The 22367-nt window shown below is 68.1% G+C and carries 18 protein-coding genes; 10 read left to right on the top strand and 8 right to left on the bottom strand.

From position 1 onward, the window contains the following. Positions 1-191 precede the first annotated feature (191 nt). The 5 genes from GOALK_RS05885 to GOALK_RS05865 all read left to right on the top strand — a co-directional run bounded on the left by GOALK_RS05885 (position 192) and on the right by GOALK_RS05865 (position 5696). Positions 192-1778, top strand: a complete 1587-nt coding sequence (locus GOALK_RS05885) for an ATP-binding cassette domain-containing protein (RefSeq protein ID WP_040004031.1) — start codon at positions 192-194, stop codon at positions 1776-1778. 128 nt (positions 1779-1906) lie between these two features. Beyond that, a complete protein-coding gene (locus GOALK_RS05880) occupies positions 1907-3028 on the top strand; it encodes an MBL fold metallo-hydrolase (protein WP_006357885.1) in 1122 nt (373 codons plus the stop codon). Between the two features lie 67 nt (positions 3029-3095). Next, positions 3096-3857 (top strand): crotonase/enoyl-CoA hydratase family protein, encoded by a 762-nt coding sequence (locus GOALK_RS05875; protein ID WP_006357884.1) that lies wholly within the window; start codon positions 3096-3098, stop codon positions 3855-3857. A gap of 57 nt (positions 3858-3914) precedes the next feature. Continuing rightward, a complete protein-coding gene (locus GOALK_RS05870; protein ID WP_040004030.1) occupies positions 3915-4817 on the top strand; it encodes a LysR family transcriptional regulator in 903 nt (300 codons plus the stop codon). Between the two features lie 6 nt (positions 4818-4823). Further along, on the top strand, positions 4824-5696 hold the full coding sequence (locus tag GOALK_RS05865; protein WP_006357882.1) for a LysR family transcriptional regulator: 873 nt from the start codon (positions 4824-4826) through the stop codon (positions 5694-5696). A 191-nt stretch (positions 5697-5887) separates the two neighbouring features. On the opposite strand, the gene GOALK_RS05860 is transcribed toward GOALK_RS05865, so the two are convergent. Both GOALK_RS05860 and fabG read right to left on the bottom strand, forming a co-directional pair. Continuing rightward, positions 5888-7111, bottom strand: coding sequence for an acetyl-CoA C-acetyltransferase (locus GOALK_RS05860; RefSeq protein WP_006357881.1), 1224 nt, complete (start codon positions 7109-7111; stop codon positions 5888-5890). Positions 7112-7162: 51 nt separating this feature from the next. Beyond that, on the bottom strand, positions 7163-7921 hold the full coding sequence (gene fabG / locus GOALK_RS05855; protein WP_006357880.1) for a 3-oxoacyl-ACP reductase FabG: 759 nt from the start codon (positions 7919-7921) through the stop codon (positions 7163-7165). A gap of 179 nt (positions 7922-8100) precedes the next feature. Here fabG and GOALK_RS05850 point away from each other — a divergent pair, with 179 nt between their 5' ends. After that, positions 8101-9300 carry an acyl-CoA dehydrogenase family protein gene (locus tag GOALK_RS05850; RefSeq protein WP_006357879.1) on the top strand — a complete coding sequence of 400 codons (1200 nt, stop codon included), beginning with the start codon at positions 8101-8103 and terminating at the stop codon, positions 9298-9300. Between the two features lie 63 nt (positions 9301-9363). On the opposite strand, the gene GOALK_RS05845 is transcribed toward GOALK_RS05850, so the two are convergent. The 4 genes from GOALK_RS05845 to GOALK_RS05830 all read right to left on the bottom strand — a co-directional run bounded on the left by GOALK_RS05845 (position 9364) and on the right by GOALK_RS05830 (position 14557). Continuing rightward, positions 9364-11025 (bottom strand): class I adenylate-forming enzyme family protein, encoded by a 1662-nt coding sequence (locus GOALK_RS05845; protein WP_006357878.1) that lies wholly within the window; start codon positions 11023-11025, stop codon positions 9364-9366. After that, the gene (locus GOALK_RS05840; RefSeq protein ID WP_006357877.1) at positions 11022-11786 is read right to left on the bottom strand and encodes an SDR family NAD(P)-dependent oxidoreductase; all 765 of its coding nucleotides are present in this window, start codon (positions 11784-11786) and stop codon (positions 11022-11024) included. The genes GOALK_RS05845 and GOALK_RS05840 overlap by 4 nt, the downstream gene beginning before the upstream one ends. Positions 11787-11835: 49 nt before the next feature. After that, positions 11836-12969: a thiolase family protein gene (locus GOALK_RS05835; RefSeq protein WP_006357876.1), complete on the bottom strand. Its 1134-nt coding sequence runs from the start codon at positions 12967-12969 to the stop codon at positions 11836-11838. Between the two features lie 166 nt (positions 12970-13135). After that, positions 13136-14557, bottom strand: coding sequence for an MFS transporter (locus GOALK_RS05830; RefSeq protein ID WP_006357875.1), 1422 nt, complete (start codon positions 14555-14557; stop codon positions 13136-13138). A 392-nt stretch (positions 14558-14949) separates the two neighbouring features. On the opposite strand from GOALK_RS05830, the gene GOALK_RS05825 reads away from it, so the two are divergent. Then, positions 14950-16146, top strand: coding sequence for an acyl-CoA dehydrogenase family protein (locus GOALK_RS05825; protein ID WP_040004029.1), 1197 nt, complete (start codon positions 14950-14952; stop codon positions 16144-16146). Positions 16147-16184: 38 nt separating this feature from the next. Beyond that, a complete protein-coding gene (locus tag GOALK_RS05820) occupies positions 16185-17342 on the top strand; it encodes an acyl-CoA dehydrogenase family protein (protein ID WP_006357873.1) in 1158 nt (385 codons plus the stop codon). 47 nt (positions 17343-17389) lie between these two features. Here GOALK_RS05820 and GOALK_RS05815 read toward each other — a convergent pair whose 3' ends face one another. Beyond that, positions 17390-18274, bottom strand: a complete 885-nt coding sequence (locus GOALK_RS05815; RefSeq protein WP_006357872.1) for a type IV toxin-antitoxin system AbiEi family antitoxin domain-containing protein — start codon at positions 18272-18274, stop codon at positions 17390-17392. A gap of 178 nt (positions 18275-18452) precedes the next feature. Here GOALK_RS05815 and GOALK_RS05810 point away from each other — a divergent pair, with 178 nt between their 5' ends. Both GOALK_RS05810 and GOALK_RS05805 read left to right on the top strand, forming a co-directional pair. After that, complete coding sequence (locus tag GOALK_RS05810) at positions 18453-19337, top strand: SGNH/GDSL hydrolase family protein (RefSeq protein WP_006357871.1); 885 nt, start codon at positions 18453-18455, stop codon at positions 19335-19337. Between the two features lie 32 nt (positions 19338-19369). Continuing rightward, a complete protein-coding gene (locus GOALK_RS05805; RefSeq protein ID WP_006357870.1) occupies positions 19370-21175 on the top strand; it encodes an ABC-F family ATP-binding cassette domain-containing protein in 1806 nt (601 codons plus the stop codon). Between the two features lie 14 nt (positions 21176-21189). Here GOALK_RS05805 and GOALK_RS05800 read toward each other — a convergent pair whose 3' ends face one another. Further along, the gene (locus tag GOALK_RS05800; RefSeq protein WP_414538642.1) at positions 21190-22335 is read right to left on the bottom strand and encodes an alpha/beta fold hydrolase; all 1146 of its coding nucleotides are present in this window, start codon (positions 22333-22335) and stop codon (positions 21190-21192) included. Between the last annotated feature and the right edge of the window lie 32 nt (positions 22336-22367).

The raw sequence follows: 22367 nt of genomic DNA, 5'->3' as shown, positions 1-22367 counted from the left end.
ACCGTAGCGGTGAGGGAAGACAAGCCGGAGAAAACCCGTTGGCAGACCCGGACGCGTCCACTACCGTGGACCCCGCACACGCAGCCGACCCGAGGAGTGATCCCGCACGATGAAGAACTGAAGTGGCCCCGGCCGGCGCGCGATGTCGTTGCGACACCCGTCGGTGAACCCGAACCACTTCAGGAGATCTCGTGTCTACTCCCCTGCCCCTTTCTTCCCAGCCGTCGGTGGTGCTGTCCGATGTCTCATTCGTCTGGCCCGACGGCACCGCGGTCTTCGATCGCCTCAATCTCGCGCTGGGAGCGTCCACCTATTCGCTGATCGGCGCCAACGGCGCAGGTAAGTCGACGTTGCTCGGCCTGATCTCGCAGCGTCTCCGCCCGGCGTCGGGCAGTGTCAGCATCTCCGGGGCCACGTCCGCGCCGGAGGTGGGGATCGTTCCGCAGGACCCGCAGTCGGATCCGGAGTCGACGGTGTCGGCAGCTCTCGGCATCGACGGCATCCGCAGTGCGATCGGTCTCATCGAGGGCGGCTCGGTCGACGCCGACGACTTCGATGCCGTCGGTGACGACTGGGATGTCGAGGAGCGGGCGATCGGACTCCTCGCCCAGATGGGTCTCCCCACCGACCTCGACCGTCGGGTCGGCGCCATGTCCGGCGGCGAGGCGACGCTGCTGTCGATCGTCGCCGCACTCATGCGCCGACCCTCGGTCCTGCTGCTCGACGAGCCGACGAACAACCTCGACACCAGCTCACGGGCAAGGCTTTTCGACGCCATCGGCGCCTTCGCCGGCACGGTGATCGTCGTGAGTCACGATCTCGAACTTCTCGAACGCGTCGACGCGACGCTCGAGTTGTACCGGGGCCGGGTCCGGGTGTTCGGCGGCCCCTACTCGCATTACCGCGAGATCGTGGACGCCGAGCAGGAGGCGGCCGAGGCCGCGGTGGCAACTGCGGCCGGCGATCTCCGCAAGCAGCGTCGGGAGCTGGTCGACGCCCAGATCAAACTCGACCGGCGCGCCCGCACCGCGTCGACCGCTGAACGGGAGAAGCGGGTGCCGAAGATCATCGCGCACTTGCGTCGCGGTGAGGCGCAGGTGTCGGCGGGGAAGCTGCGCAACGCCCATCAGGACGACGTGGCTGCGGCCGCCTCCCGCCTCGACGGGGCGCGCGAGGAGGTTCGGAAAGATCGCACCGCCCGGATCGTGGTGCCGGAGGCCGACCTGGCCTCGCGGACCCAGGTCGTCACCGACGACCGGCTGCGCATCAACGGCCCGGAACGGATCGCGCTGGTGGGGCCCAACGGTTCCGGGAAGTCGACACTCATCGCCGACCTCGTCGCGCGCGAGGCGATCGTGGTGCCGTATGCGTATGTGCCGCAACAGATCGTCTTCGACAACCCGTCGATGTCGATCGCCGGCCTGGTGTCGGCACATCATCCGGACATCAGCACGCAGGAGGTGCGTTCACATCTGGCCCGGTTCCTGTTCCGGGGTGCACGTGCCGACCGCGCGCTCGAGGAGCTCTCCGGCGGCGAGCGTCTGCGTGTGGGTCTCGCAGACGCACTACTCGGCGATCCCACCCCGAAGCTGCTGATCCTCGACGAGCCGACCAACAACCTGGATCTCGACACGGTCAGCCAACTGGTCGCCGCGCTGGAGCTTTGGAGTGGCGCGCTGCTCGTCGTCTCCCACGACGCGGGATTCCTGGATCGGATCGGGATCGACCGTCGCGTCGAGGTGGGCGGGTCGTCACCAGAGCTGGCCCCCGACACATAGGCAGTTCCTCAGGGCGCCTGAGCCGCCCCCACTTTGAGCATGACGGGGCTCGCATGATCGGATGACTGTTGCGCGTCGCAACTCTTCGTCCGATGCGCCGGGAACGATGACGGCTCAGGAGGTCAAGGATGGCCACGATCGAGGTGACCGGTCGGCGTCAGCAGCAGGCTTGGGCCGACAAGGTGCTCCCCCCTGTCGAGGAGGTGCGCCCGGGTCTGTGGTCGATCCCGGTGCCGATGGGCCCCAACCCGTTGCGCTACGTCCTGGTCTACGCCCTCGCGCTGCCCGACGGCGGCCTGGCGCTCATCGACGTCGGGTGGCCGTCGGACGAGTCCTGGCGAGCCCTTGTCGACGGCATCCGCAGCACCGGTCACGACGTCACCGACGTGCGATCGGCGGCCATCACCCACTTCCATCCCGACCACTTCGGCTTGGTCCCGCGCCTGCTCGAACAGACCGACGTGGAACTGTTGATGCACCGCGCCGACGCGTGTCACCTCCGCTATCACTCCGACGACGAGGTGGAGAGTCAGCTCGACGACGCCCGGTGGGAGTTGCGGGTGCTGGGTGCACCGGCCGACGTCGCCGGGCTCGGGCTCGTCGACTTCGTGCGGCTGCCCGACGGCCGGACCGTCGACCGGGAGCTGACCGCCGACGCCCCGCTCGACATCCCCGGCTGGAATCTGCGCGCCATCTGGACGCCCGGTCACACACCTGGCCATCTGTGTTTCGCCGACGACGACGCGGGGATCATCTTCACCGGCGATCACCTGCTGCCGCGCATCAGCCCCAATGTCTCCACGAGTCCGATGCAGACGGAGAGCCCACTCGCGGACTATCTGGTGTCGCTGGCCAACACCGAGAAGATGCGGGACCACGAGGCCCTGCCATCGCATGAATACCGCTTCCGCGGTCTGGGCGCCCGGGTGACCGGACTCCTGTCGCATCACGAGGATCGTCTCACCGAGATCACCGAGGCGGTCGCGGCCCGGCCCGAGTCCACGGCGTGGGAGATCACCCAGGCCGTGAGCTGGTCCCGGCCGTTCAGCGACCTCAACCTCACGATGAAGCGGCTCGCGCTGCGCGAGACCGACGCTCACCTGCTGGTCTTGAGCGAGCGCGGAATACTCGCCTCGACACCCGCCCCCACCCTGGCCGATCTCGCCGACGTCACCGTCGAGCCGGTCCGGTGGTCGCTCTCGCCGGTGTCCGAACACCGCACCGCGTCGAGCCTGTCGCTACCGAACTGACCGCGACCCGTGTCCCCGCCGGTGGACGTCCCACCGGCGTTCCCCACCGATCAGAGGAGGATCCCCCATGAGCGCCGTGCTCACCGAGTTCGCCGACGGAGTCGCCGTCATCACGATCAACCGGCCCGAGGCGAAGAACGCCGTCAACCTCGAGGTGTCCGAGGGAATCGCGGCCGCCATCGACGAGCTCGAGTCGCGCGACGACCTCACCATCGGCATCCTCACCGGCGCCGGCGGCACGTTCTGTGCGGGCATGGACCTCAAGGCGTTCTCGCGCGGCGAGCAGGTGTCGCTGAAGGACCGCGGTTTCGGCGGTCTCACCGAGGCCCCGCCGAGCAAGCCGCTGATCGCGGCGGTCGAGGGCTGGGCTCTGGCCGGTGGCTGCGAGCTCGCACTGTCCGCCGACCTCGTCGTCGCCGCCGAGAACTCCAAGTTCGGCATCCCCGAGGTCAAGCGCGGTCTCGCCGCGGCCGCAGGCGGCCTACTGCGTCTGCCGAAGATCCTCCCCTACCAGGTCGCGATGGAACTGGCCCTGACCGGAGACCCGCTGACCGCCGCGCGCGCCCACCAGTTCGGCCTGGTCAACAAGGTCACCGCGCCCGGCGAGGCCCTCGCCGGTGCTCGTGAGCTCGCCGCGAAGATCGCCGCCAACGGCCCCCTCGCCGTCAAGGCCACCAAGCAGGTCACCTCGATGGCGATCAACTACACCGACAAAAACCTGATCAAGAAGCAGTGGGAGTACCTCACCCCGGTCTTCGCCTCCGAGGACGCGCAGGAGGGCGCCAAGGCGTTCGCCGAGAAGCGCGCACCGCAGTGGAAGGGCCGCTGATCAGCGCAGTGGAAGCACCACTGATCTCCGGAAAGGGCGATCACTAGAGTGACTGGGGTGGATCTGCACCTCGTGACCTACTTCGTCGCAGTCGTCGACCACGGTGGGATCACGAAGGCCGCCCAGTCGCTCTACATCTCCCAGCCCTCCCTGTCGCAGGCCATCCGGACGCTCGAGAAGCGTCTCGGCGTCACACTGTTCGACCGGACCGGACGCCGCCTCGAACTCACCGAGGCCGGACGCAAGCTCGACGACGCGGCGCGGCGCATCCTCGCCGACGTCGAGCGCGCCAGGCGCAAGGTCGATGCGGTCCGGGAACTGCAATCCGGACGGGTCGACGTGGTGACGTACGCGGCGTTCAGCATCGACCCGCTCGTCGACGTCGTCCGCCTGTTCCGGGAGCGCTTTCCCCGTCTCGCGGTACGTGTCCTCGCCGCCGACGGCCCGGCCGGCGTGCTCTCCGCGTTGCGGTCCGGCGACGCGGAGATCGGGGTCATCGACTCCTCGGCCGAGCACGCGACGTTCTCGGCCATCCCGATGACGGAGCAGGAGCTCGTGGTGGCGGCTCCCGACGCACTGGTCGCCGGACTCCCGGACACGGTGCCGCGCAGCGCCATTCGCTCGGTCCCGCTGGTCATCGATCACAGCGATCAGCACACCGCGGCCCTGCTCGCCGATCTCCTCGACGACGCCGCGGGCAATGTGGTCGTCGACTGTCCGTTGCCGGCGGCGGTCTGGAACCTCGTCGAACGCGGTACGGCCGCAACGGTTGTCCCGCGCACCGTGGCCGACAAGCAGCTGGCCGGTGCCCGGCAGCTCGTGCTCGATCCGCCGATGACGCGACCGTGGGGACTCGTGCTGCGTTCGGGGCTCCCCTCGCCGGCGGCGCTCGCCTTCATCTCCGCAGCCCGGGCCCACTCCGGTCTGAGCCAGGAGCCGACCGAGATCCCGGACTGGTAGGACACCATGGAATTACGCCAGGTCGAATACTTCCTCGCGGTCGTCGAGAACCAGGGCATCGGCGGTGCCGCCACCGCGCTGGGCGTCGCGCAGCCGACGGTTTCGCAGGCACTGCGTGCGCTCGAACGCGAACTCGGTGTGCAGCTGTTCCACCGCATCGGTCGCGGCATGGTGCTGTCGGCGGCCGGCCGCACGATGGTCGGTCCGGCCCGCCAGATCATCCGCGACGTCGACGCCGTCGGCGATCTCCTTGCCGCCGAGGAGGATGAACTCACCGGGCACCTCGACCTGCTCGCGTCCCCGGCCACGGCCGTCGGCCCGGTTGTCGACCTCATCGCCCGCTTCCGTGCCACCTATCCGCGAGTGTCGGTGCGCCTCGGCGAGTTACGCGATGAGACGCGGGCGGCGTCGTCCATCGAGGACGGACACTGCGAGTTCGCCGTCGCCCATCTGCCGATCGCCGGTGACGCGCTCGAGGTCATCGAACTCGGCGAACACGAGTACGTCCTCGTCTACCCCGAGGGCGCCGAGGTCCCCGACGGGCCGATCCCGCTGGGCAATCTCCCGACGTACCCGATGGTCTTCGTGCCGCGTGGGCAGTCGGTGGCCGACGAACTCGAGGAGGCCATCCGCGTCGGCGGGATCCGACCGCCCCTCGCCGTATTGTCCGAACATCGCGAGGAGCGACTCCCCATGGTGCTGGCGGGAATCGGCGGCACCCTGCTGGAACGTTCGATGGCCGACACCGCCGTCGACCGCGTCGTCATCCGCGAGACCGAACCCCGCTTCGTACGACCGTTCGCGATCGCCTTCGACCCCGCCTCCCTGTCCCCGGTGGGCCAGGCCTTCGTAGAACTCATTCGCGCGCAGGTGGGTTAGCGGTTTCGATACGGCTCGTCGCAAGCTCCTCGCCTACTCAACCAGCAGAAGGTACGCCCGCGCCGGCCGAGCAACACGACGCCCCCACCCCGCCAGCCGAAGAAAGACACCCAGAAAACAAGGCGACGCCCCACCCCGCCGGCCGAGTAGCGTCGACCGAGCGGAGCGAGGGCGCCGCGTATCGAGGTCCGTCAGGCAACCCGCTCGAAGACCGCGGCGAGTCCCTGGCCGCCGCCGATGCACATCGTCTCGAGGCCGTAGCGACCCTCGCGGCGCTGCAGTTCACGGGCCAGTGAGGCCAGCATGCGACCGCCGGTCGCGCCGACCGGGTGACCCAGCGAGATACCCGAGCCGTGGACGTTGGTGCGGTCGAAGTCGCCTCCGGAACCGAACCGCCCGAAACCCCATTCGCGGGTGACGGCGAGCGCCTGGGCGGCGAAGGCCTCGTTGAGTTCGATGAGGTCGATGTCGGCGAGGGTCAGACCGGCCTTGGCCAGCGCCTTCTCGGTGGCCGGCACCGGGCCGATACCCATGGTGCGGGGCGGGACGCCGGCGAGACCCCAGGACACGAGCTTGACGAGCGGGCGGAGGCCCAGCTTCTCGGCGACCTCGGTGGTGGTGACGATCGCCATCGATGCGGCGTCGTTCTGTCCGCTGGCGTTGCCGGCGGTCACGGTGGCCTCCGGATCGGCCTTGCCCATGATCGGCTTGAGCTTGGCCAGCGACTCCAGCGAGACGTCCGGGCGGGGATGCTCGTCGGTGTCGATGATCTGGTCGCCGCCGCGGCCGGGAACGGTCACCGGGATGATCTCCTCGGCGAGGACTCCGTCCTTCTGGGCACGCACTGCGCGCGTGTGGGATTCGACGGCGAGCTCGTCCTGCTCCTCGCGCGAGATCTCGTACTCCTTGCGGAGGTTCTCGGCGGTCTCGATCATGCCGCCGGGCACCGGGTAGTTCTTGCCGCCTGCGGTCGAGCGGGCGCGGACGAGGCTGTCGTGCATGGCGATTCCGGTGCGCGCACCGCCCCAGCGCATGTCGACGGAGTAGAAGGAGGCGTTGCTCATCGACTCGGCACCGCCGGCGACGACGAGATCGTTGTCGCCCGAGGACACCTGGTAAGCGGCCTGGATGACGGCCTGCAGACCCGAGCCGCAGCGACGGTCGATGTGCATGCCGCCCACTGTGATCGGCAACCCGGCGTCGAGTGCGATGACGCGGCCGAGGGCCGGCGCCTCACTGTTGCCGTTGCAGTGCCCGAGGATCACGTCCTCGACCTTCTCCGGGTCGATGCCGGTGCGCTCGAGCAGTCCCTTGAGCGCGGTGACACCCAGGTCGACTGCGGTGAGGCTCTTGAACATCCCGCCGTAGCGGCCGATCGGGGTACGTACCGGCTCACAGATGACGACGTCTCGCATGGTTGACCTTTCGCGAAAATCGGGGTGGAAGAGTTTGGGTGAGAACAGGTCTCACATGAAGCGGCCGCCGGTCACCTCGAGCACGGTGCCGGTCATGTACGACGACATGTCCGAAGCGAGGAACAGTGCGACACTGGCGACCTCGCCGACCTCGCCTGCACGGTGCATGGGGATCTCCGACATCTTCTGGTCCCAGGCCTTCTGCGGCATCGCCTCGGTCATCGCCGAGCGGATCAGGCCGGGCTGGATCGCGTTGACGCGCACGCCGTGGTGGGCCATCTCCTTGGCCGCGGCCTTGGTCATGCCGACGATGCCCGCCTTGGCGGCGGAGTAGTTGGTCTGGCCGACCATGCCGACCTTGCCCGACAGCGACGAGATGTTGACGATCGCTCCGCGCTTGGCCTCGCGCATGATGGCGGCGGCCTTGCGGGTGCCGTTCCAGGTGCCCTTGAGGTGGACCGAGATGACCAGGTCGAAGTCCTCTTCGGTCATGGTGCGCATGGTGGCGTCGCGGGTGATGCCGGCGTTGTTGACCAGGACGTCGAGCGAGCCGAAGCCGTCGACCGCCTCGGCGAGAAGCGCGTCGACCTCGTCACCGTTGACCACATTGCATTTCACGGCGCGGGCGACGTCGCGGCCGCCGAGCTTGTCGGCGGCGGCCTGCGCGGCGTCGAGGTTGAGATCACCCAGGACCACCTTGGCGCCCGCGTCCACGAAGGACCGGGCGATCTCGAAGCCGATGCCCTGGGCGCCACCGGTCACGACGGCGGTACGTCCCTCGAGGAGCGGCTGGGCGGTGGTGGATGACATCTTCGGGTCCTTCCCATGGGGGGTTCTGGTGCAGACACCAGCGGCTGGAGGCGCCGGGTGATGTCAGTAATCTAACCCGCGAATACGGCGTCGAACGCGTTCGTTTCATACGCAACGGCTATCGGAGCGATCCCGGTTTCGTATTGGACCCCTCACCGTGGACGCGCAAGAGTGGCACCATGACCGGAGTGATGCAACAACCGACCGCCACCTCTCAGGTGAGCGCGGAAGACTTCGCCGACATCCTGGCGGCGACTCGAGAATTCGTGCGTGAGGTCGTCGTGCCCCGCGAACAGGAAATCCTCGACACTGACGCGATTCCCGAGGATATCCGCCAAACCGCCAAGGACATGGGCCTTTTCGGTTACGCGATCCCGCAGGAATGGGGCGGGCTCGGACTCGACCTGACCCAGGACGCCGAACTCGCCATGGAACTCGGCTACACCTCGCTCGCACTGCGCTCGATGTTCGGCACCAACAACGGCATCGCCGGCCAGGTGCTGGTGAACTTCGGCACCGACGAGCAGAAGGCCGCCTGGCTGGAGAGGATCGCCTCCGGTGAGGTCGTCGCCTCCTTCGCACTGACCGAACCGGGCGCCGGTTCGGACCCCGCGGGCCTCCGCACCAAGGCCGTTCGCGACGGCGACGACTGGGTCATCTCCGGCGAGAAGCGCTTCATCACCAACGCCCCGCTGGCCGATCTGTTCGTCGTGTTCGCCCGCACCCGCCCGGCAGACGAGAACGGCACCGGCATCGCGGTGTTCCTCGTCCCGGCCGACTCAGCCGGACTCACGGTCGGTGCCAAGGACCGCAAGATGGGACAGGAGGGCGCCTGGACCGCCGACGTCCACTTCGATGGCGTGCGTGTCCCGAACGCCGCGCTCATCGGCGGCAGCGAGGACGTCGGTTACAAGGCCGCGATGATGTCCCTCGCCCGCGGTCGCGTGCACATCGCCGCACTGTCGGTCGGCACCGCCCAGCGTGCGCTCGACGAATCGATCGCCTGGGCCGCGACCGCCACCCAGGGCGGCCGCCCGATCGGCGAGTTCCAGCTGGTCCAGGCCATGCTGGCCGACCAGCAGACCGGCGTGATGGCCGGCCGCGCCCTGGTGCGCGAGGCCGCCCGGGCCTGGGTCGACAACACCGACCGGCGCGTCGCCCCGTCGGCCGCGAAGCTGTACTGCACCGAGATGGTGGGCAAGGTCGCCGACCTTGCCGTCCAGATCCACGGCGGCAGCGGCTACATGCGCGACGTCCCAGTGGAGCGCATCTACCGCGAGGTCCGCCTGCTGCGTCTCTACGAGGGCACCAGCGAGATCCAGCGCCTCATCATCGGCCGCAACCTCTACAAGCAGGGCACCAAGAACGCCCAGCGCTGAGCTACGGAGAGATATAGCCCGAAACCGCGGTGAGCGCGGTTTCGGGCTATAAAACGGTCCGGGTCAGGCGTGCGTCAGACGCTCGCGCAGGGCGACCTTCTGGATCTTCCCGGCTGCCGAGGTCGGCAGTTCCTCCACGACGACGACGTCGCGGATCTTCTTGTAGGGCAACACCTGTTCGGCGACGAACGCGGTCACCGCGTCCTCGTCGATGACGTGGCCGCCCTTGGGGACCAGGAACGCGACCGGTTCCTGACCGATCGGTCCGGCCTCGCGTCCGACCACCGCGGCGGCCGCGACGTCGGGGTGGGTCACCAGGATCTCTTCCAGCTCACGCGGATACACGTTGTAGCCCTTGTAGATCAGCATGTCCTTGGCGCGGTCGCAGATGTAGATGTAGCCGTCGGCGTCGCGGAAGGCGATGTCGCCGGTGTCGAGCCAGCCGTCGACGAACTGTTCCGCGGTCTTCTCGGGATGTCCGAGATAACCGTCGGTGACCTGCGGCCCGCGGACCCAGAGCTGTCCCCGCTCCCCGGCCGGCAGGACGACGGCCGGGTCGTGGGCGGCACGGATCTCCACCTCGGTGTCGAAAGTCGGGAGTCCGACGCTGCCGAGCCGGTACTGGCCTTTCGCGGTGAGCGGCGCCGAGGAGACCAGGCACGTCGCCTCGGTGAGGCCGTAACCCTCGACGATCGCCGCCGCGGGAAACGCCTTCTCGAGCTGCTCGAGCGTCACCAGGTCGATCGGGGCGGCGCCCGAGGAGACCACCCGCACCGAGGTCAGATCGCGCGACTCGACGTCGGGGTGGACGGCCAGTGCATGCCACATCGCCGGGCTGCCGGTCACATACGACGCCCGGTGCTGCTCGATCAGCGCGAGCATCCGCCCGGGTTCGAATCGTCCGGCGAACACATGCGTTGCGCCGCACAGCAACAGGAACGTCATGTTGATCAGCGCGTGGGCGTGGAACAGCGGTGACACGACGACGGTCGCGGCATCACCCGGGACCACTCCGCGATCGGAGCCCGCACGCGGTGTCAATCGCAGCAGACCGTGGTCGCCGACCTCGATCGCGTGCCCGGCACGCCACCCGATCATCTGGGTGGCGTTGCCCAGAACGTTGCGATGAAGAACCCGAACGCCTTTCGAGACGCCGGTGGTCCCACCGGTGAACGCCAGATGCGCGACGTCCTCGGAGGTCACGGTGACGGCGGGAGCTTCAGCGTGCCCGGCGACGAACTCGTCGAGCGAGGTTACCCGCACGCCCTCGGCCCCCAGGCCCTCGACCGCCGCGGCCGAACCGTCGACGACCACCACGGTGGACAGCGGCGAGTCGGCGGCGGCCGACAGGAGCCGACCGGACTGTTCGAACTGCGTGAAGCCGGCCACCGCACCCGTTTCGACGATCTGACGATGCAAGCCGGGTACCGGCTGCAACGGGTTGACGAGGGTGACCGTGGCACCGGCGCGCAACGAACCGTAGTAGGAGACAACGAATTCGATGCTGTTGGTGAGGTAGATCAGCACCACGTCTCGTTCGGCGACACCCGCCGACCGGAGCGCCGACGCCACCGCCGCCGACCGCGCGTCGAGATCGGTGTAGGTCAGCGTCGTCTCGCCGTCGACCACCGCCGCACGGTCGCCGTACAGCGCGGCCATGCTGGCGGGGACGACCGCCATGCTCGTGTCCGGGTAGTTGAGCGTCGTCGGCGTGCCGCCGCTCATCGCGGTGCCATGCGGATCGCGCCGTCGAGTCGGATGGTCTCGCCGTTGAGGTACGCGTTCTCCAGGATGTTGGCCGCGAGCTGGCCGAACTCCTCGGGGCGGCCGAGACGCGACGGGTTGGGGATGCTCGCCGCGAGGGATTCGCGCACGTCGTCACGTAAGCGGGCCAGCAGCGGGGTGTCCATGGTGCCGGGCGCGATGGTGTTGACGCGGATCAGCTTGCTGGCCAGGTCGCGGGCGGCCACGAGGGTCATGCCGACGATGCCGGCCTTCGAGGCCGAGTAGTTGATCTGGCCGATCTGGCCCTCGAACGCGGCGACCGAGGCGGTCATGACGATGGCGCCACGCTCGCCGTCGATGGGTTCGAGGCGCGCGATGCGCTCGGCACCCAGCGACAGAGCGTGGAACGAGCCGACGAGGTTGAGCTTGATGACGAACTCGAAGTCCTCCGCCGATCCGGCCTTGCCCTCCTTGTCGAGGATGCGCATACGACGCCCCGCGCCTGCGCAGTGCACGAGTCCACGCAGTCCACCGCGCTCGTCGGCGACATCGAGTGCGGCCGCGAACTGTTCGGCGTCGGTGATGTCGGCGGCGGCGAAGGACGCCGCCGAACCCAGACCGTCGGCGACGGACTGGCCGTCGGAGGACGGGAGGTCGATCAGGGTGACCAGGCCGCCGGCGTCGACGACGCGCTTGGCGGTGGCGAGGCCCAGACCGGAGGCGCCACCGGTGATCGCGACCGAGAGTCCCTTGAGTTCCATTGTGCTGTTGTGCCTTTCGAAGTGGGGTGACCCGGATCAGGGGTGTAGGTCAGAGGAGTTCGAGGATGGTGGTGTTGGCCATGCCGCCGGCCTCACACATCGACTGGAGGCCGTAGCGGATCCCGTTGTCGCGCATGTGGTGCACGAGGCGGGTCATCAGGATGGCACCCGAACCGCCGAGCGGGTGGCCGACGGCGATCGCGCCGCCGAGCGGGTTGAGTCGCTCGATGTCGGCGCCGGTCTCGGCCTGCCAGGCCAGCGGCACCGGCGCGAAGGCCTCATTGATCTCGAAGGCCCCGATGTCGTCGATCGACAGACCGGAACGCTTGAGCGCCTTGGCCGTCGACGGGATGGGGCCGGTCAGCATGATGACCGGGTCGTCGGCGGCGACGACCGCGGTGTGGATTCGGGCGATCGGCGTCAGGCCATGCGATTTCGCCGTCTCCGACGACATGATCAGCAGTGCACCCGAGCCGTCGGAGATCTGCGAGGAGTTGCCGGCGTGGATGACGCCGTCCTCGGCGAACGCGGGCTTGAGCTTGCCGAGCGACTCCAGGGTGCCGCCGCGGCGGATGCCCTCGTCACCTTCGAGCACACCGGGGATCGGGGCGAGCTGACCGTCGAATGCACCGCGGTCGACGGCGGCGGCCGCGAGTTCGTGTGAGCGCAGGGAGTACTCGTCGAGGCGGGTGCGGTCGAAACCCCACTTCGAGGCGATGGTCTCCGCGCCCAGGCCCTGGCTGAACTTGTCGATGCCGTAGCGGTCGAGGACGGTGGCCGGCTGGTGCTCGCCGTTGGGGGCCGAGCTGCCCATCGCGACCCGGCTCATCGACTCCACGCCACCGGCGATGACGACGTCCTGCTGGCCCGAGATCACCGCGGCGGCGGCCTGGCTGACGGCCTGCTGACTCGATCCGCACGCACGAGTGACGGTGGTGCCGGGGACCGATTCCGGCCATCCGGCCGCGAGGATCGCGGTACGCGCGATGTTGCCGGCCTGCTCCGACGACTGGCTGACGCAACCCCACACGACGTCGTCGACGATCGCGGGTTCGACCCCGGTCCGCTCGACGAGAGCCTCGAGGACATGGGCGGACAGGTCGGCCGGGTGGATTCCGGACAGGGCTCCGCGGCGGCGTCCGATCGGGGCGCGGACGGCGTCGACGATCACTGCATCGCGCATGAGGTCTCCTAAGAATGTCGGGCAGTGGATGTGCGTTGTGGGTGGAACCGAGGACGTCCGTGAGCGGAAGTCACCCGTCCTATCGAGCCGACCACGAACGGGTCTGGCGGACAAGTCGATTCCCGCTCACGGACGATGAGGCGCTGCCTATGGGCGAGGTGCTTCCTCAGGCGGTCAGGACCGCATGCGGGCGCAGACGCTTGCGGTCGCGCACCGGGTTGGCGAAGACCAGCGTCAGCACGGCACAGACCGAGGCGACCAGTCCGAGCACCTGGAACGCGGTGGCATAGCCCTCGGCCGGGGTGGCCGCGGCGTCGACGATGACACCCGTGGCGTACGGCGCAACGAGGCCGCCGATGGCCATGATCGCCAGGAAGACACCGAGGGTGCCGGCGGTCTGGCGCGGCGGACAGATCTCCGCAACAGCTGCGTTGAACAGCGGGAACACCATGGCGGCGAACCCGTAGCCGACCGACAGGATCAGGACACAGATGATCGGGGTGCTGATCGACGGCAGCAGGAAAAGCATCACACCGGAGATCAGGACGCCCACCGACGGGACGACGATGCGGAGCACCCGCGGTGACGCGCCCTTGGTGATCATGCGGTCGCTGGTGACCGAGCTCAGCAGCATCAGGGCGAGGCCGACGATCGACGGGAACGCGAACATCGAACCGGACTGCAGCTGGCTGTATCCGAGGCCGTCCTCGAAGTACGACGGCAGCCAGGTCAGCACGACGGACACCAGTGCATAGACACTCATGACGAGCAGGGCTCCGGTGATGAAGGTCGGCGCGAGGAAGATCTTGATCCACGGGGTGGCCGGCTCGGCGTCGGCCGGGGAATCCTCACCCTTCTCACTGTCGTCGACCTTCTTGGTCTTGCCGCTCGCGATGTAGGGTCCAGGGCGCCAGACCGAGAGCCACACGACGGCCCAGACGACACCGGCGGCGGCCAGCGCGAACAGTGCCCAACGCCAGCCGAAGCTGACGGTGATCACGGTGAGCAGCGGCGCGATGGCGATCTTGGAGATCGACGCGGAACCGGCCAGGAGTGCACCGGGCAGCGCGCGGCGGGCGGGCGGGTGCCAGGCATAGGCGGCCGTGTGCAGCAACGCCGACGACGGCCCCTCGGCGAGGCCGAGGAACAGCCGGCTGATGAGGAGGACCGCAAAGCCCGCGACCGCGATCATCGGGAGCATCGCGGCGGCCCAGCACAGTCCGAGGAGGACCAGCGACCAGCGCAGCGTCATCCAGCGGTTGAGCAGGCCGGCGAAGAACCCGCCGATGGTGAAGGTGAGGAAGAACAGGCTGCCGACGAGGCCGATCTGCGAGGCGCTGAGGCCCAGTTCCTCACGCAGCGGCTTGGCGATGATGCCGAGCACGGCCTTGTCGGCATAGTTGATGACGTACAGGCTGACCAGCAAGGAGGTCAGGCTCCAGGCGGTGAGCCGGGATTCGCCGAGCGGGCCGACGCCGCCGCGCTGGGCGGCGAGCGTCTCGAAGTCGGAGGTGGTGGGAGCGTCGGCAGCGGCGGAGGCCGAGGGCTTCCTGCCGGGGCCGGATCCGGAGGCGGTCGTGACCGTCATAGGGGTGTACCTCTTCCAGGGGGAATGGAATCGGGGGTCTGGGGGACGATGCGAATCAAGTGTGGTGGATCACATCTGCACCCGATTGAACGGGGCGTGTTCCCATCGCCGCAACAGGCGCTCGATGAAGGCTCCGACTGTCGCAGCCTATGTGTCAGGGGTCACAACGCCGTGAACAGGCCACATTGGTCAGCCCTATCGGAGGGTTAGGCGCGAACACTGTCCGATCCGCTTCCGGAGACGGTCGTGGGTCATTGGCCCGCGCTATCGCACCCTTAGCGCATCGCGTCTACTTCCGCCGGACGCCGGACGGCATGCTTGGGTATGTTGCGTCCCACATCCGCCCGTCGGTGCGACCCGCACCGCCCACTCACGGGAGAGAACTCACCACCATGACCCGTCTCGCGCAGACCCTGGGCCTCACCGAGATCCAGACGGAGATCGTCGCCAACGTGCGATCTTTCGTCGACAAACAGATCATCCCGAATGCGCAGGAACTCGAGCATGCGGACGAGTACCCGCAGGCCATCGTCGACGGCATGAGCGAGATGGGCCTGTTCGGCCTGATGATCCCCGAGGAGTACGGCGGCCTCGGCGAATCGCTGCTCACCTACGCACTGTGCGTCGAGGAACTGGCCCGCGGCTGGATGAGCGTCTCGGGCGTCATCAACACCCATTTCATCGTCGCGTACATGCTGCGCCAGCACGGAACCGACGAGCAGAAGCAGCGGTTCCTGCCGCGGATGGCCACCGGCGAGGTGCGCGGCGCGTTCTCCATGTCGGAACCCGAACTCGGCTCCGACGTCGCGGCGATCAAGACGACCGCCAAGCGCGACGGTGACGACAATTACGTGATCAACGGTCAGAAGATGTGGCTGACCAACGGCGGGTCGTCGACTCTGGTTGCGGCCCTTGTCCGTACCGAGGAGGGCGAGGAGCGCCCGCACAAGAACCTGACCACGTTCCTGGTGGAGAAGCCCGCCGGTTTCGGCGAGGTGGTCCCGGGCGTGACCATCCCCCGCAAGCTGGACAAGATGGGCTACAAGGGAATCGACACCACCGAACTCGTCTTCGACGGCTACCGCGCGCCGGCCACCGACATCCTCGGCGGCGTGCCCGGCAAGGGTTTCGCGCACATGATGGACGGGGTCGAGGTCGGCCGCGTGAACGTGTCCGCGCGGGCGTGCGGAATCGCCCAGCGCGCCTTTGAACTCGGCGTGAAGTACGCCCAGCAGCGCTCCACCTTCGGCAAGCCCATCGCCGAGCATCAGGCCATCGCCTTCTCGCTCGCCGAGATGGCGACCAAGGTCGAGGCCGCGCACCTGATGATGGTCAACGCTGCGCGGCTCAAAGACTCCGGCGAACGCAACGACGTCGCCGCCGGGATGGCCAAGTACCTGTGCAGCGAGTACTGCGCCGAGGTCACCCAGGCGTCGTTCCGCATCCACGGCGGCTACGGCTACTCCAAGGAGTTCGAGATCGAACGCCTGATGCGCGACGCCCCGTTCCTGCTCATCGGCGAGGGCACCAGCGAGATCCAGAAGCAGATCATCTCCAAGGGACTCCTGCGCGAGTACCGCGAGCAGTAATCAATCCCCCTCTTCCCCAACACCTTTAGGAACTGACCATGCAGCGTCGCATCTTCACCGAGGACCACGAGGCCTTCCGCAAGACGATCCGCGATTTCATCGCCAAGGAAGTCACGCCCGTCTACCACGACTGGGAGAAGCAGGGGCACCCCCCGCGCGAGTTCTACAACCGGCTCGGCGATCTCGGCGTCCTGGGCATCGAGGCCCCCGAGGAGTTCGGCGGCGGTGGCGTCAGCGACTTCACCTACTCACTGGTGATCGCCGAGGAGACCTCCGCGGCCGGCGTCACCTTCGGCAGCTATTCGGTGCACTCGAACCTGATCCTGCCCTACCTGATGGAGTACGGGACCCAGGAGCAGAAGGAGCGCTGGATCCCCGGATTCTGTTCCGGCGAACTCATGTTCGCGATCGCGATGACCGAGCCCGGCACCGGTTCGGACCTCGCGAACATCGCGACCACCGCGAAGCTGTCCGAGGACGGCTCGCACTACGTACTCGACGGCGCGAAGACCTTCATCACCGGCGGCGCCCTCGCCGACCGCATCCTCGTCGTCGCCCGCACCACGCCGTTCGATCCCGAGAACCGTCGTGCGGGACTGTCGATCCTGGTGGTGGACACCAAATCCGAGGGCTTCGCGGTGGGCCGCAAGATCGAGAAGATCGGGCTCAAGGCGTCCGACACCGCCGAGCTGTCCTTCGACTCGGTGAAGGTGCCGGTGGAGGATCTGCTCGGCGAGGAGGGCGCCGGCTTCACGTACCTGAGCCACAACCTCGCGCAGGAGCGTCTGACCATCGCGATCGGGGCGTCGGCCACCGCCGCCGCGGCCGTCCAGCACGCCATCGCCTACACCAAGGAACGCGAGGTCTTCGGCAGGCCGGTCGCGGCGTTCCAGAACACCAAGTTCGTGCTCGCCGAGTGCTCGGCCGAGGTCGAGGCCATCCGCGCCATCGTCGACCGTGCACTCGAGCTGCACAACGAGGGCGAACTGACCGTCCCCGATGCCGCGCGCGCCAAGCTGTTCGCGACCGAGACCGCGGGCAAGGTCATCGACAAGTGCCTGCAGCTGCACGGTGGTTACGGCTACGTCCTCGAGTACCCGATCGCCCGCCTGTACGCCGACACCCGCGTCACGCGCATCTACGGTGGCACCAGCGAGGTCATGAAGACGATCATCGCGAAGGATCTGGGGCTCTAGGTTCCCGCTCTCGCCCAGAGTGCGGGATGAGTGCTGGATTCCAGCACTCATCCCGCACTCTGTGTTTGGCGTAGAGCGTATTCGACCTGCGCCGCAACGTACCCCGGCTTCTCCAGCAGGTCCGCCCAGGTGAAGTTGAGAACCGTCCACCCGGCGGTGATCAGGACGTTGCGTCGGGTGCGGTCGGATTGGAAGACCTCAGTGTCGCGGTGGTAGGCCATCCCGTCGATCTCGACGGCCACCTTCTCGGCAAGGAAGGCAAAGTCGATGACGTAGCCTGCGGCGGGATGATTGGCGACCCACCCGGTGATGCGGTGCTCCTCGAACACGTCGACGGCGAGTCGCTCCGCAGCAGATCGGGCACCCGACCCGACCAGGACGAGCATCTTTCCCATCTCGGCAGCGCCCTGGCACTTGCGTCGACGTTGATACACCGCGACCAACGCCTCGACCGTCACCTTCTCGCGCTGGAGTGCCCGATCGATCACGTCCATGCTGTCTTCGACAGCGCCCTCGAGGACGGACAGTGGAAGCGCCGTCACGCGAAGGCCCTTGTGAACGACGACGTCCGCGCCGCTCAGGGTTCGCCGGATGACCTTTCTGCCCTTCACTGCCGTGCCCTTCCAACTCTTGGGACCGGTGACCGTGACGACGGCGGGCCGCTTGGTCGCCACACCGTGCCACCAGGCCGCTGCCAGCCCGCTGAGTACCGCGTCCTGAGACACCGACAACGTCGCGACCCGGGTTCGGGAGCGGTTGGTGACCGGATGATCAGCCAGGCGGTAGAGCCCGTGCGCCTCACGAACCCACTCCCCGGACTTCACCCGACGCGCGATCGCGCCGTTGCTCAGGCCGTGCTCGTGAGCCTCGTCGACGGTGACCAAGCCGTCATGGGCGAGGGCGAGGGTGCGGAGCGCCGTCGGTATCACCATGCTTCGTTGGACGCATATGGGCCGTTGCTGGTTCCGAAGTAACGCCGTCCCCACATAATGCGAAATCAGTGCCGAGAGGCAGCACCAATGACGCACTCTGCGTACGGGCGTGATCTGCTTGCCTTAATATTCGCTGAGCGAAGCAGTGGGTCGGGACGTGGGAAAGTGCGGGAAACAGTTGGTGCGGGAGTCTAAGCGCGGGGTACGTCTGCTGGCGGCGGTCTTGATCACCGCATTCGTGACAGCACTGGTGGCCGCAACGGCATCCCCCGCGCAGGCGGCGCCCGCCCGCTACACCGGCGGCCCGTACATCGCCATGGGCGACTCGCGCGCGTCGGGCGGGTTCTTCACACCGACTCCGGGCTACTTCGACGGCTGCAAACGGTCGGCGCTCAACTATCCGAAGTACGTGGCGGCGATGACGCTGCCGCGGCGCTTCGTCGACATCTCGTGTGCCGGGGCGCAGTCCGCGCATCTCTATCGCGCCGCGCAGCACACCCCGCGCGGGGCGAAGACGGCCCAGCTGAACCTGGTTCCCCGCGATGCGCAGCTCATCACCGTCAGCATCGGCGGCAACGACATGCAGTGGGCCGCGATCCTCTCGCAGTGCAAGATCCGCCAGCCGCTCACCGACCGACGCTGCCGGAACAATCCGCGCCTCGAGAACGAGGTCCGGTGGCGCGTGCAGCGCATGGAGGACCGCGTCACCCCGGCGCTGCGGGCGATCCGCAAGAAGGCACCCCGCGCACAGATCATCGTCGTCGGCCTCGGCGGGTTCATCGGCAACAGCGGTTGCTGGCCGCTGATCCCGCTCAGCGATCCCGACGCCCGGTGGATGCGGCAGGTGTTCCACCGCGCCAACGACGCCCTGCTGCGCGCGACGACCAAGGTCGAGGGCCGTTTCGTCGACGCCAATCGCGGGTCGCTCGGGCACGATCCGTGCAATCTGATCACGCCCTGGTACGAGAGCGCGCTGTCGAACCGGATCGCGATGCCCTATCACGTCAACCAGGCGGGAGCATTCGCGATCGCCATGATGATCAACGGCGCGATCCGCCGGTAGCTCGCACATGACCGGTCACTAACCTGGTCGGCGTGGCTCATCTTCTCGGCGCGGAAACCCTAGGTCTGGAATACCCGACGACCAAGGTCTTCGACTCGGTGTCCCTCGGCGTCAACGAGGGCGACCGGATCGGCATCGTCGGGCGCAACGGCGACGGCAAGTCGAGCCTGCTGGCGATGCTCGCGGGCCGCAAGCAACCCGACTCCGGCCGCGTCACGGTGCGCGGCGGGGTGCGCGTCGGCGTCCTGGACCAGGTCGACCGCTTCGACGACGACGAGACCGTCGGACACGCCGTCGTCGGCGACCGTCCCGAACACGAATGGGCAGGCGACGCGAAGGTCCGCGACGTGATCGGTGGACTGCTCGGCGACGTCGACTGGAATGCCACGACGGGTTCCCTGTCCGGCGGTCAGCGCCGCCGCGTGTCGCTCGCCCGGCTCCTGGCCGGCGAACACGACGTCCTCGCGCTCGACGAGCCGACCAACCACCTCGACGTCGAGGCCATCACGTGGCTCGCCGACCACCTCAAGCGCCGCTGGCCCGCCAACGCCGGCGGACTGCTGGTCGTCACCCACGACCGCTGGTTCCTCGACGAGGTCTGCACGGTCACCTGGGAGGTGCACGACCGGATCGTCGAACCGTTCGAAGGCGGATACGCCGCCTACATCCTCCAGCGTGTGGAACGTGACCGGCAGGCCGCGACCATCGAGGCGCGGCGGCAGAACCTGGCACGGAAAGAACTCGCGTGGCTGCGCCGCGGCGCACCGGCCCGCACCTCCAAGCCGAAGTTCCGCATCGACGCGGCCAACGCCCTCATCGCCGACGTCCCGCCCGTCCGCGACAAGGTCGCCCTCCAGTCGCTGGCCACCGCACGCCTCGGCAAGGATGTCGTCGACCTCCTCGACGTGTCGGTCTCCTACGGCGACCGCGACGTCCTCGACGGAGTCGAATGGCGCCTCGCCCCGGGTGAACGGACCGGCATCCTCGGGGTGAACGGTGCAGGAAAGTCGACGCTGCTCGGGCTCATCGCGGGCACGGTCGAAGCGACCGGCGGAAAGGTCAAGCGCGGCAAGACCGTCAAGGTCGCCACCCTCACCCAGCGCCTCGACGACCTCGACCGCTTCCTCGACGACCCGGTCCGGAAGGTGATCGCCGACCTCCAGACCACCTACACCTTCGGCTCCGGCTCGAAGGCGCAGGAGCTCTCCCCCTCGCAGCTGCTCGAACGCCTCGGCTTCGACAGTGCCCAGCTGTCCACCCCGGTCAAGGACCTGTCCGGTGGTCAGAAGCGTCGTCTGCAGTTGCTGCTCATCCTGCTCGATGCCCCGAACGTGCTGATCCTCGACGAGCCGACCAACGACCTCGACACCGACATGTTGGCCGCCCTCGAGGATCTCCTGGACTCCTGGCCCGGCACCCTCATCGTCGTGTCGCACGACCGGTACTTCCTCGAGCGTGTCACCGATCAGCAGTTCGCCGTGATGCACGGCAAGCTGCGCCATCTCCCCGGCGGTGTCGACGAGTTCCTGAAACTCCGTGCAGCACAGCAGAAGGAATCTGCGTCCGCGACGCCGTCGGGCTCAAGCGGCTCGTCGAGCGAATCCACCTCTGCACTCAGCGGCGCGGAACTGCGGGCAGCGAACAAGGAGCTGGCGGCACTGGAGCGCCGGATCGACAAGCTGCACAGCAAGATCGACGAGGCCCGCACCGCTCTCGCCGACCACGACCAGTCCGACTATCAGGGTCTGGCCGCCGAGACCGAACGCATCCGGGAGATGGAGTCCGAACTCGCCGAGATCGAGGAACGCTGGATGGAGCTCGGCGAAGCCCTCGAGTGATCAGCCGAACCCGCCTAACGACCGAAGGCCTCTCGGACGGCCGCCATGACATCGGGCAGTGACCCGTCGACGACGCTGCTGTGGTCGGCGCGGGCATAGGTCTTCAGGTCGACGCTCGTGCCGTTGCGCTCCATCGCCGACCGCAGCGAACGGCTCAGCGGATACGGCAGGACCGGGTCGAGGATGCCGTGGGCGATGGTGACCTTGGCCGGGTAGCCGGCGGTCGGGACCTCGGCATAGGCACGCAGCGCGTCACGGAACCTCTGATCCTCGGTGAACGACGACGCGACAAGCGATCCCGGCGACACCGACCGCAGCGCGGCGACGACGTCACCGTTGCAGCGGGCGCGGGACCGGTCCAGGAACCGTTTGCCGCTGTCGGTGAGAAAGTCTTCGATCTTCAATTCCGGCTGCGAATGGTCGAGGCCCGCAAGGGTGTAGAGGAACGGCGCGCTCAGGACGTTGAGGGCACCGAGTCCTGGAATCCGGGGTCCGAAGAGACCGAACAGGTTCTCCAGAGACGACACCGGGGCGATCGCGACCGCACCCTTGACCGGGAGCTCCGGGGCATACGCCGGTTGACGGTGCGCCGCATGCAGAGCCGCGTGGCCACCCTGGGAATGTCCGACCGACACCCAGGAATCGCCGAGCGCGGCGTCGACCGACCGTGCAGCGCGGATCATGTCGATGACCGAGTACGCCGCGGCGGCACCGCCGAGATAGTCGGTCTCCCCGGCCGATCCGAGTCCGGCATAGTCGGTGGCGGTCACCGCGTAACCGGCGTCGAGCGCGGCCCGCACGGGTGCTTCGACCCCGTCCCCCAGCCGGTGCTTCGTGGGCGCACAATCGTCGGCGATACCGACGGTGCCGTGTGCCCAGGAGACCACCGGCCATCCCCCGGCCGGCGGTGTGCCGCGCGGGACCCAGAAGACACCGGTCGCCATCGCCGGACGTCCACGCTGATCCCGCGTCGCATAGGTCAGACGGGTGCCGGCAGCCGCTGCCGACGGGAGCTGATCGTCGGAGACGTCGGTGGTGGCGAAGACGAATCCGTTGTCGGGGGCCGCGGCCGACGACAGCGGCGTCGATACGAACGACCCGAGGCCGACGAGCACGGCGACGAAAAACGTCAACACGGCGGTCAGGAGTCTGCGGAGCACCCGCACTACTGTAGTGACTCGCCCGAGAAGAC

The sequence above is a fragment of the Gordonia alkanivorans NBRC 16433 genome (assembly GCF_000225505.1).
Lineage (GTDB): Bacteria > Actinomycetota > Actinomycetes > Mycobacteriales > Mycobacteriaceae > Gordonia > Gordonia alkanivorans.
This window is presented reverse-complemented; position numbering and strand designations above follow the sequence as displayed.